At 34.4% G+C, this 12,369-nt stretch carries 6 protein-coding genes; all 6 read left to right on the top strand.

Annotation, left to right across the window (positions count from 1 at the left end):
* The first annotated feature begins 321 nt into the window (after positions 1–321).
* The 6 genes from PL_RS08660 (at position 322) to PL_RS08635 (ending at position 12,340) form a co-directional block, all read left to right on the top strand.
* Entirely contained in the window at positions 322–4,980 is a 4,659-nt protein-coding gene (locus PL_RS08660) for a non-ribosomal peptide synthetase (protein ID WP_082036044.1), read from the top strand.
* Positions 4,981–5,067: 87 nt separating this feature from the next.
* A complete protein-coding gene (locus PL_RS08655) occupies positions 5,068–6,759 on the top strand; it encodes a cyclic peptide export ABC transporter (RefSeq protein WP_041886428.1) in 1,692 nt (563 codons plus the stop codon).
* A 149-nt stretch (positions 6,760–6,908) separates the two neighbouring features.
* Positions 6,909–8,528, top strand: a complete 1,620-nt coding sequence (locus tag PL_RS08650; protein WP_041886424.1) for an MBL fold metallo-hydrolase — start codon at positions 6,909–6,911, stop codon at positions 8,526–8,528.
* Positions 8,529–8,852: 324 nt separating this feature from the next.
* On the top strand, positions 8,853–10,097 hold the full coding sequence (locus tag PL_RS08645; RefSeq protein ID WP_041886422.1) for an efflux RND transporter periplasmic adaptor subunit: 1,245 nt from the start codon (positions 8,853–8,855) through the stop codon (positions 10,095–10,097).
* A gap of 1 nt (position 10,098) precedes the next feature.
* Positions 10,099–11,565, top strand: a complete 1,467-nt coding sequence (locus PL_RS08640; RefSeq protein ID WP_082036043.1) for a TolC family protein — start codon at positions 10,099–10,101, stop codon at positions 11,563–11,565.
* A 40-nt stretch (positions 11,566–11,605) separates the two neighbouring features.
* Positions 11,606–12,340: an ABC transporter ATP-binding protein gene (locus PL_RS08635; protein ID WP_316933294.1), complete on the top strand. Its 735-nt coding sequence runs from the start codon at positions 11,606–11,608 to the stop codon at positions 12,338–12,340.
* Positions 12,341–12,369 lie beyond the last annotated feature (29 nt).

The following is a 12,369-nucleotide window of genomic DNA, read 5'->3' as shown; positions in this document are numbered from 1 at the left end:
TAGCGAAGCTATGCTTCTTTGTGAGACATTATTTAGTTATAAGTGCATTCACAGACTGATTTTATTAATCAGTATTGATTCTGATATTAGAATTTAGTGTTCGCAAAGTCATACTAAACCTTATTTAAATTTTTTCTCTTATTTCTTCAGTGATGATAATAATCCAGTATGGATTACAAAATGATCAGACCGGCGGGAGCTGGTTCTGATACATTGAAGAATGGGATGAGGCAACGTGTATTTATCATAAAAAATATAGCCTGAAGGATGTTTTTCTCAAATCAGTCTGGCATTACATTAACGAAATCTAATTAGTTTCCCATGCGTACAAATGGTAATATAGAGAACATCTTTTCATTGACTCCTATGCAGGAAGGTATGTTATTTCATGCTTTGCTGAATGATTCCTCTGCGGCGTATTTTAATCAGGTATCCTACCGCATCCATGGAGCTTTTGATCAACATGTAGTTCGGGCAAGTTTAGATGAATTGTTCAAAAGACATGACATTCTGAGAGTAGCTTTTGTTCATGAAGGCGTTTCTATACCTGTTCAGGTCGTGTTGAAAAATAGAAAATCCGAATTCTATTTTGAAGATATAAGATCTATTTCTGAAGAGGATAGTATGGCAGAATATATCAGCAACTTTAGAAAAAAGGATATCGAACGTTCCTTCAAGTTATCTTCAGACGTTTTAATGAGAGTATCTCTGCTGCAAACTGGTGATGAGGAATACGAATTAATCTGGAGTAATCATCATATTTTGATGGATGCATGGTGTGCCGGAATTTTAATTGAAGAATTTTATGTGATTTATAATGCTCTTTTTCAACATACAATACCAAAACTTAATCCGGCTCGTTCCTTTGGCGATTATCTGAAGTGGCTTGAAAGACAAGATAAAAATGATGCCAGACAGTTTTGGAGTAGCTATCTGGAGGGTTATGAGGGCGGATCTGTTATGCCGGGAACAAATGCAGTTTATTTAGAAAATAAATTCCTGAGGGAAACTGCAGATTTCTTTCTGACGAGTCATCAGACCAGTGCTGTAAATGAGCTGTCAAAAAAATATCAGGTTACAGTAAATTCTTTGATTCAGACCGTTTGGGGGATTCTATTATCTAAATATAATAATTCCAGAGATGTTGTATTCGGTTCTGTTATGGCCAACAGACCAAGCGAAATACCAGATGTTGAATCTATCATCGGGTTATTTATCAATACACTTCCTGTCAGGATTAATTATAATGAAGATATATCATTTATCGATCTTGTAATAGCAACTCAGGACAATGCCTTAAGCAGTGAAAAACATCAATATTATTCTTTAGCGGATATTCAATCAGAAAATAATCAAAATCAGCAATTGTTTGATCATATTTTTATTTTTCAGAATACTCCCTTACCAGTTAGTGATAATCCATCTGGCAGAACTGGTGATAATCTAAAAGTTTCCAGCATTGAAATGTTTGAGCAGACAAATTACGATTTACAGGTAACTGTTGCTACAAATCCCGAGCTTGTTCTCTTTCTGCAATACAATCGGAATGTGTTTGACGAAACATTAATTAATAACATCTTTTTACACTTTAATAAAATTATTGATCAGGTAATTGAAGATGAGAATCTTAAGGTGGAGAATTTAAGTATAATCTCGGAAGCGGAAACGAGATTTATTTTAGATGATTTAAATAATTCGGCATTTGCGTTTCCTGAAGATAAGACAGTCATAAATTATCTGGAAAAACATGCGGAAAAAAGACCAGATAATATAGCAGTTGAATGCAATGAGATAAGAATAACTTATAAAGAGCTGAATGCATACGTAAATAGAACAGCCAGATATATTCATAATCAGATTGCCATAGGCGAAGATGATCTGGTTATGTTAATTATGGATCGCTCTGAAATATTCTTAAGCACTATTTTGTCTATATGGAAATTAGGAGCTGCATATATCCCTGTTGATCCTGCATACCCTTTGGAGCATATCAGGAACCTGATTAAAGATTCTGGTGCTAAATTAATCGTAACAAATACCGCGTCCTTTCCAAAAGAACTGGAAGAGGAAGTGGCGGAAATCGTAAAAGTAATTTACACAGATAAAAGTGAAGTGTATTTTGAACTTGAAGATAGTTCTGATTTAAAAAATAGTATAGATGTAAGCAGTTTGGCTTATGTTATTTATACATCCGGTTCTACAGGAAAACCTAAAGGAGCTATGGTAGAACATAGAGGAATGATTAATCATATTTTTTGTAAAGTAAAAGATTTAAATCTTTCGGAAGATAGTATTGTCGTTCAAAGTGCTTCACAGTGTTTTGATATTTCTGTATGGCAGCTTTTTTCTGCCATTGTCGCTGGTGGAAAAACAATTATTTATGATAAGGATCTCATACTTGATCCTGAAAGATTTGTAGATAAGACAGAAAGGGATGCCGTAACAGTGATGCAGGTAGTTCCTTCTTATTTAGCTGTTCTGTTAGAGGTCCTGGAATCAAATCATTCTTATACCTATCCAAAATTCAAAACGATACTTGTAATTGGTGAGGTAATTCAGAAAAGTTTGGTTAAGCGGTGGTTTGAACGATTTTCACATATAAAATTTGTTAATTCCTATGGCCCGGCAGAGGCTTCCGATACGATTACACATTATACGATGAATAGTCTTCCTGATACAAAAACAATATTTGTTGGGAAGCCTCTGTATAATATAAATGTTTATATTATGGATAATGGCCAGAATCTTTGCCCTATTGGAGTAAAGGGGGAAATATGTGTTTCTGGTGTTGCTGTAGGCAGAGGTTATTTGAATGATAAAGAGAAAACAGATGCAGTTTTCATGAAAAACCCATTTATAAGCAAGAACAATTCAAGACTCTATAAAACCGGAGATATTGGAAGGTATCTTCCTGATGGAAATATTGAGTTCTTTGGTAGAAAAGATCATCTTGTGAAAATAAGAGGTTACCGTATTGAACTTGGAGAAATAGATCATAATTTAATTAGAATACCGGGAGTAAAGAATGGGGTAGTCATAGATAAACAAGATAGTAAAGGGAATAAATATCTTTGTGCCTTTGTAGTTATAAAAGAAGGATATAATTTAAAAACTGCTGATCTTATTCATAGTCTTAAGCAGGTTATTCCTTCCTATATGATTCCTTCCGAAGTCATATTTCTTCCTGCATTACCATTAAATTCAAATGGAAAGCTGGACCGGAAATCATTAGGCCGTATTCATTCGGATTCCATTGAACTTAAAGCAGAAGTAATACCAGCAAAAAATGATACCGAACGAAAGCTGGTAGCTATTTGGGAAGACATTCTGGAAAAATCACATCTGGGTGTTACTGACAATTTCTTTGAGTTAGGTGGTCATTCTCTGAAAGCAATCAGGGTAGTATCACGTATTCATCGGGAACTCAAATCAAAGATAAAATTAAAGCATATTTTCACCTATCCTACGATAAGGGAACTGGCAATTGCAATTGTTGGTTTTGAACAAAACAAGGCTGAAATAATTAAAAGTGCTGGTCAGGAAGAGTATTATGATTTATCCTGGGGACAAAAAGGACTTTGGTTAAAGAAAACATTTAGTAAAAATTTCCCGGTTTTCAACATGGGGCATTTTGCGGTGTTTGATTCATTAAATCTGGAGGTTCTAAAAAAAGCATTTTATAGTCTGGTTGAAAGACATGAAAGCTTAAGAACTACTTTTGTGCTGATTGATCATCAAATCAAACAGAAAATCCACAGCGCTGATTCTCTGGATTATACGATAAAGGTTTATGATTTAAGAGATGATGAAAACAAAAAACATACAATTAATACTTTAATAGAGAAAAGATTTAACAGCTATTTTGACTGGGAGAAAGGGCCGTTTTTTGATATTAAAGTATTTAGAATGGAAGACGAAACTTATAATTTTGTTTTTACCATAGATCATATTATCTCTGACGCAACCTCAATAGATGTTATTGAGAAAGAGTTACTCGAATTATATGATTGTTTCCTTAACGATAGTGCTGGCTCTTTGCCCGATCTGACTATTCAACACAAAGACTATGTTGCCTGGGAAAGAGAGATTGCCTACGGCGAAAGGGGTGAAATCCACAGACAGTTTTGGAGTAATAAACTATCTGGGGATATTAATCCTTTAAGATTGTTTAAACGTGATAACTATTATGCTGAAAAACAATATCTGGAACCTTCTCACAAAGCCTTGCTGACCAGGGAAGTAAAGGAATATTATCATGAAATGTCAGAGCCAGATCTGATTTCATTAAACGGACATATTTTTTCTGCAAGACCTTTAGAGGGGGCATCTTACAGAACGACATTAGACGCTGATTTCTATACTCATCTTGTTAAACTCTCCAAAAGTATCAACAGCAGTCTTTTTTCAATTCTTACCGCATCTTTAAATATTTTCCTGTATGAAATAACAGGACAGAAAGAGATATTTATTGGTACCCCTGTTACGACGAGAGATCATGAAGATTTTAGTGGTTTAATTGGCTGGTTTTTGAATACCTTAATTATCAAGAACAGAATTTCTCCGGATTATCTGATCGGGAATTATATCAGAGAAGTCGGTGAAGGTATATTGGAATCTTTAGAACACAGGGTGTATCCTTTTGAAAAGATACTCAAGGATTCTGATATTTCTATGGATTTAATCGGCACTGTTTTTATTCACTTATTAAATTTTGGCAGTTCAAATAAAAGGCAGATTACTGATTTTGAATCCAGACACAGAGCTACAGGAACCCCCACTTTTGATATTAATTTCACATTTCATGAATATAACAATGGTATGATCCTGATGTGTGATTACAAACCAGAATTCTTTGTCAAAGAAGAAGCTGAATTTCTAACTGAGAAATTCAAAAGTACACTAAGCCGGGTAGTAGGTGATCCCAATATCACTATAGGACATTTCTGTAAATCTGGTTTGGAAGACTCAATTTCAAATTAGCCTTATTCATCTGTTTACGCGGAGTTATTTCAAGGCCAATCCCATTAATTAATCAATTAAACCTATTAATAGTACATTTCTGATAAGATGAGCATATTAAATAAATTCACCAATGGATCTAAAAAATTCTATTTCTTTCTGATTCTTTTGAGTGCAGTAAATAGTATTGTATACAGTACGCTTCTTGTATTCATTAATAAGATTATAGTTGAAAAGCATCTTTTCTTTAAAGGCTATGACTGGATTTTATTTTTTGGTATACTAAGTTTTTCTTTTGTCATTAAGAGGCTGTTTCAAAATTATATTATTAACCTTACCCAAACCGTATTACTGGATATGGAGTTATCTATTTTAAATTCCATAGGACAGGCTAACTATACCTCTTTTGAAAAGCTCGGACAGCAAAAGATATATTCTGCAATTGGAGACACAAGAATTGTCGGGCAAATACCAGACATTATTGTGAATGTGATTAATTCTTGTGTCTTGATCATTTGTGCATTAGGCTATTTGTTTTGGGTTTCAATAATTGGCGGAGTCATCATTACAGGATTAATGGGACTTTTGCTTTGTCTGTATCTTTATAAGAATCGCGGTATTGAAAATGAATTAAATAAATTAAGAGACCTCCAAAATGACTATTATAAATATCTTATAGATTTATTGGATGGATTTAAAGAACTCAAAATGAGTTTGAAAAGAAATAGTACCATTTATAATAAATTCTTGAAAAACAATCGGATAGAAGGTAAACTACTGGGGGTAAGCAGTTCAGTGAAATATATGAATAATGAATTAATTGGTAATTACAGTTGGTTTATTATCCTTGGCATTACCCTGTTTGCATTACCTAATATTGATAAAGTCAGCTCTGAGCAGGTAACTTCTCTTGTCATTACAATATTATACCTGATGGCTCCTATAGCCACTTTGATTTCTATAGTCCCGCTTTATACCCGGGTTAAAGTAGCCTTTACCAGAATCCAGCAGTTAGAGGATATGCTGCTAACTCAAGTTAAATCGGAAGCCACTGATAAAGAAATCACGCTAAATGAAGCAGAATTCAAAACGCTTAAACTGGTAGATGTGATGTATGAGTATTATGATACGCATAAAGAAAAATTCTTTGTAGTTGGACCAATTAATTTAGAAATAGTAAAAGGAGAATTGATTTTTGTTACAGGAGGAAATGGGAGTGGTAAAAGCACATTTATCAATCTCTTAACCGGATTATATGAACCTAGTGAAGGACATATATATTTTAATGGAGAAAAGATTACAAAAGATTTATATCCTGGCTATCGTGATAAAATATCTGCAATATTTACCAGTAATTATCTTTTCAACGCTAACTATGATTCGTTCTCTTTAGATCAGAGCAACCAAAAGCTGAAAGAATTCATTGACAAATTAAAAATGAATAATGTGCTTCAATTTGTTGAGGGAGAGAATTTCATTAGTAATGACTTGTCAAAAGGACAACAGAAAAGATTAGCAATGATTTATGCTTTAATGGAGGAACGAGAGATATTGATCCTTGACGAATGGGCCGCAGAGCAGGATCCACAGTTCAGGGATTATTTTTATTCGGTTCTGTTACCACATTTTAAAGACCTGGGTAAAACGATGCTATTGGTTACTCATGATGACTATTATTTTTCTTTTTGCGATCGAACTATAAAGTTTGATTTTGGGAAAATTGTAGCTGATACTAATATTGTACGAGATCGTAGAGAAGGTGTGCAGCTTGAAAATGGTAAGTCTGTTTTTAACTCTTGATCTGCAACGGCAGGAAATCATTCCGAATGCCTCTAAACTTATTTTTTATTAATTACTCATCTCTTTATGAATGTCCTGGATAGTTTGTGTGTAATAACTAAAAGCTCCTTAGACAAAATTAAAATTATTAAACCTGTAATCCGGAAACAATGAAAAGCCTTTATTTAAAACCAAACGTTGTAATTGAACCTTTGTATGATCGCTGGTATGCGTGGTCTCATTTAATCTCACCAGCTACTGCCGCAATGAACATAGTGGGCAGACATTTAAAAATCATGAATTCTTATCTTCAGGCTCCACAGATCCACGCGGCAGCTGTTAAGAATCCTAAAATGCTTGGAGGCCCATTTATGGATCTTAAGGGTGGAAGAGTAAACGAGGTAAAGCAGCTTGTTAATGATACTGTTGAAAAGCAAAAGGAGCTTTTAAGCTTTTGTGAGTCAATAAAAGAATTAGATAGGATGCTTAAACATGAGGCAAAGGGATTTTCATTAGAATCTTTGTATGCCAGTATACCTGAAGAGTTAAAAGGATATGTAGAACTGGTATATGATTTAAATAATAATGCGTCTTTTAGATTTTTTGAAAGTTTGCTTTATAAAAGTAAGTTTTACAATGAATCATCTCAGAGTATAGCTTTATGGGTTACTCAAAATGATGAGCGCCCATTTGCATTAAGTACGCCAAAATTAGATGATGATAATGTTATACACTTGAATATTCCATTTAACAGCCCGGCGATTGATGCACTTGCAAAAATGAAACGGATTCCCGGAGAGATTAATGTGATCAAAGAAATGATTGATCTTAATCCGGAACAAGAGGAACTGTTTGATTCAATGTTTACAGAAACGCCTCCAACAGCTTACGAAAAATATGAAGGTGATAAAATCAGGATGAGATATTTCGGGCATGCCTGTATTTTAGTGGAGACAAAGGATGTAAGTATTCTGGTAGATCCTCTGATTAGCTATTATGGTTATCAATCTGATGTAGCCCGTTTTTCTGATATGGATCTTCCGGAGGTAATCGATTATGTATTGATTACGCACAATCATCAGGACCATATTTTATTTGAAACGTTACTTCCGCTCAGACATAAAATAAGAAATTTAGTTGTACCAAGAACTTCTGGCGGGGCTTTACAAGACCCAAATCTGAAGCTGATGTTTAATAAAATTGGATTTGAAAATGTCATTGAGATTGGTGAGATGGAAACAATTAATTTTAAGGATTGTCAAATTACCGGGATCCCTTTTATTGGTGAGCATTGTGATTTAAACATTCAGGCAAAAATTTGTCATCATGTGAATGTCGGTGATTTTTCTATTCTTTTTGCTGCTGATTCCTGTAATGTAGCGCCAGAATTGTATCAGCATATTCAGAAAGAGATTGGAGATCTGGACGTTGTTTTTCTTGGAATGGAATGTGATGGGGCACCACTTACCTGGTTATACGGTCCTCTTTTGACAGAAGAGTTATCAAGGGATAAAGATAGCTCCAGAAGACTTGCAGGGTCCAACTTTGAAAGAGGAATGGATCTGGTCAATATTTTCAATCCAAAAGAAGTATATGTGTATGCTATGGGGATGGAGCCGTGGCTTGAGTTTATCAGCAGTATAAAGTACACAGATGCTTCTCACCCAATAGTTGCCTCTAATAAGCTGATTGAGCAATGGAGAATGAAAGGTGGGATAGCTGAAAGATTGTACGGTGAAAAAGAACTACTATATAATAAATCAATAGCTTTTGTAGAATCTGCTATTTAACTCCATAAAAGTTGCTGGACTTTTTGCAATATGGGAGCTCATACCGAAGAGCTCCCATAACTGAAATCTATCCCTTCCAGGGATTTCATATTCAAATCAAATCCAGCCCTCCCCATCCAGATAGACTATTTGTTCCGAAGAATGTCCAAAGATATTCGGCCGATTAAGTGCGCCAGTATTTTGCCAGATCGATAAGATTAACAGAAGTGAACACGGTGTCCATAAATGGACATTTTTATTGAAGTTGAAATGAGTTAATTGGCTGTTTATTAGTATTTTATGATTGGCATGTGAATTGCAAAATGGATTATATAAATTAAAAAAATGGACATAGAAATTCCCGTTTCAGTAAAGCAGGTTAAGAAGAGAAAACTATATTTTAAAATATTTTTGATTGGCATTGCTCTGGTATTATTTTTCTTAGGTTTCAGGTTTCTGATAAAGAGCTCAATCAGCAAAAATGAAATTAAGACAGGTATTGTAGAGGTAGGATCAATGGAAGCCACTATTACTGCAGCAGGGTTAGTCGTTCCTGAGTACGAACAAATCATAACAAGCCCAATAGAAGCAAAATTGGAACAGATTTTACATAATGCAGGGGATAAAGTGAAAAAGGGAGAACCCATTTTAAAGTTGGACAAGGAGTTTATCCAGATACAGTTGGATAAATTATATGATGCACAAAAGCTAAATAGAAATAAAATTGTGCAATTAAGACTGAGCCTGAATAAGACCCTCACTGATATGAAAACTCAGTATGCTGTTAAGAAAGTAAATATTGAGAATCTGGAGTCTAAACTCAAAGGAGAAAAATATCTTATAGAAATTGGCGGTGGAACAAAAGAAAATCTTCAGCAAGCCAAATTGAATCTGGAAATAGCAAAACTCGAGTTAAAGCAAATTGAGGATCAGGTTAAGAACCAGCAAAAATCAATGGCTGCTGATTTAAACGGTTTGGGATTCGAGATCAATATACAGGAAAAAAGTATTCAGGAATTAGAAAAAAGATTAGAACAGGCCGAGGTAAGAGCCAGCAGGGATGGTGTAATTACCTGGGTAGCTGATCAGATCGGGTCAAAAATAGACGCAGGTTCAGAATTAGTTAGAATAGCAGACTTAAATACATTTAAAGTAGAAGGAAGTATTTCTGATCATTTTGCAGATCAATTAAAAGTTGGCGGAGAAGTAATTGTAAGAATAAATAATACAGATTTAAGAGGTGAGATAGGGAATGTGAAACCCGCTGTAGAAAATGGCATTATTAAGTTTATGGTTAACCTGAAAGCTAAGAGTAATAATAAATTAAGATCAAATTTGAAAACTGATCTCTTTGTTGTAACCTCTTTTAAGGATAAAATACTCCGTGTAAAGAACGGCCCATTTTATAGCGGGGCTTCTAATATGAAAGTCTTTGTCATTGATAATAATAAGGCTGTTGCCAAAGCTGTGACAATTGGAGAGAGCAATCAGGATTATGTAGAAATTAAAAGCGGTTTAAAAGAAGGAGATAAAATAATAATTTCTGACACAAAGGAATACAGTAAGTTAAACGAGGCTATTATAAAATAATATGATGTATCTAAGACTTGTTCACTTCATTTTAATACTATTATTGCTTTCCATTTCTATAGATGGTTTTTCTCAGAATAATGATAACAATCATGCATATACTCTGGAGGAAATCATAAAGCTATCTAAAGATAAATCGTTGGCGTCACTTCAGGCCAATACGATTAAAGAAAACAAATACTGGCAGTGGAAGACTTTTAATTCTACCTACAAGCCTCAGTTATCAATGTCTGGGAGTTTACCAGGTTTTAACAGAACATTTCAAAATGTTCAGCAAAATGATGGTAGTATAGCATTTGTTCCAGTTTCATATAATTATTCTACAGTAGATCTTTCACTTAGCCAGTCTATTGGTTTAACGGGAGGAGAGGTATTCATCAGTTCAAAAATTGAACAGTTTAAAAATTTCTATATTGATCAGACTCAATATAGTAGTAAACCCACATTCATTGGAATTAAACAACCATTATTTTCTTATAATGCATTACGTTGGGATCGTAAAATACAACCATTACGATATGCAGAGTCTCAGAAAAAATTTAGCGAGGATATAGAAAATGTCGGATTGCAGGTTTCGGCGCTTTTCTTTGAACTATTGATATCCCAAAAAATATACGATATCTCAAAAAATAACCTGGCGAATAATGATGCGATTTACAACATTGGTAAAGTGAGATATAGCCTTGGTAAAATTTCTGAAAATGAATTATTGCAGCTTAAACTAGCTCTTATTAATACCAACAAGGCAGTAGCACAGGCAGCACTCGGAGCAGAAGTTGCAACATTAAATCTCAAGTCCTTTACCGGTTTTTTAGGAGAAGGTGATGTTAAACTTATACTACCTGATAGTATCCCGGCCTTTAATATTAATGTTGATTCTGTCCTCTCAGAAGGAACGAGGAAAAGGTCGGATATTGTTTCCTACAAAAGGAGAACTCTTGAGGCTGAAAGGGATGTAGCAGAGGCCAGGGGAACCAGCGGTTTCAGGGCAAACTTAGTCGCTACTATTGGTCTTTCCGGGCGAGGTTCTGCAGTCTCTGAGGTTTATCGTAATCCGGCTAATGAACAATCTTTTAACATTGGATTTAATTTTCCAATACTGGATTGGGGGCTGAGAACATCTAAAATAAAAACGGCTCAGGCTAATAAAAAACTGGTCGAATATACTATAGCCCAGGAACAGATAAATTTTGGAAATCAGATCAGAACCCAGGTCAAACAGTTTACTATGAACAGGGAGCTGGTTAAAATCAATAAAGAAGCTAATGAAATTGCACAAAAAAGATATTCAATTTCGATGAAAAGATATGTCGTAGGTGATTTGGGAATAACAGATTTAAACATCGCTTTACAAGAAAAGGATAGTGCACAGAGCGAGTATTTATTTTCTTTGAAAAATTTCTGGCTTTCTTATCAATACCTAAAAGTTCTGACACTTTATGATTTTAAGAATAGTAAAAGGAATTAGTATAGAATAGAAAAATATAGTTGTACCTAAATTAATAAAGATGAAACAGGATTATACACAAAATGATGAATCACCAATTTCAGCATATACAAAGTCTGAAAGCAAATCGAATATGATTTATCTTAAAGATATTGAGAAAATTTACCAGACAGATACTATACAGACTGTAGCACTGAATAAGGTAAATCTACAAATTAAAAAAGGTGAATTTGTTTCTATAATGGGGCCATCGGGTTGTGGTAAAAGTACGCTATTGAATATTATGGGACTTTTAGATAATCCGTCCAAGGGGATTGTCGAAATAGATGGTGGAGTAGTGGATAATTATGGAGATAAGAATTTATCCCGGTTGAGGAATGAAAAAATAGGGTTCATCTTTCAAAGTTTTCATCTTATTAATGATCTTACTGTATTGGATAATGTAGAATTGCCTTTGCTTTATAGAAAAATGTCTGGTGCTGAAAGAAGAGACAGGGCTCTGGAAGCTTTAAATAAAGTTGGTTTAAGTGCCAGAACAAAACATTATCCTAACCAGCTCTCAGGAGGACAAAGACAAAGGGTCGCTATCTCCAGAGCAATTGTAGGTAACCCGGATTTGATTCTTGCCGATGAACCTACAGGAAATCTGGATAGTGTAATGAGTGAAGAAGTGATGAATATACTATTGAATCTTAACAAAGAAGGTACAACCATTGTAATGGTTACGCACGATGAGAATGTAACTCAGAAAACCTCTCGTTTGATTCGTTTTTTTGATGGTAGTCAGGTAGATTAAGAAAATTAAAATTCAAATTAACGGGTTAA

The organism is Pedobacter lusitanus, from assembly GCF_040026395.1.
Lineage (GTDB): Bacteria > Bacteroidota > Bacteroidia > Sphingobacteriales > Sphingobacteriaceae > Pedobacter > Pedobacter lusitanus.
The sequence above is the reverse complement of the archived record's forward strand: the minus strand, read 5'-3'. Positions and strand labels throughout refer to the sequence as shown.

What these genes read in the sequence shown, in the direction of transcription:
- PL_RS08660 (WP_082036044.1), top strand. Translation starts at nt 322, where the DNA reads ATGCGTACAAATGGTAATATAGAGAACATCTTTTCATTGACTCCTATG.
- PL_RS08655 (WP_041886428.1), top strand. Translation starts at nt 5,068, where the DNA reads ATGAGCATATTAAATAAATTCACCAATGGATCTAAAAAATTCTATTTC.
- PL_RS08650 (WP_041886424.1), top strand. Translation starts at nt 6,909, where the DNA reads ATGAAAAGCCTTTATTTAAAACCAAACGTTGTAATTGAACCTTTGTAT.
- PL_RS08645 (WP_041886422.1), top strand. Translation starts at nt 8,853, where the DNA reads ATGGACATAGAAATTCCCGTTTCAGTAAAGCAGGTTAAGAAGAGAAAA.
- PL_RS08640 (WP_082036043.1), top strand. Translation starts at nt 10,099, where the DNA reads ATGATGTATCTAAGACTTGTTCACTTCATTTTAATACTATTATTGCTT.
- PL_RS08635 (WP_316933294.1), top strand. Translation starts at nt 11,606, where the DNA reads ATGAAACAGGATTATACACAAAATGATGAATCACCAATTTCAGCATAT.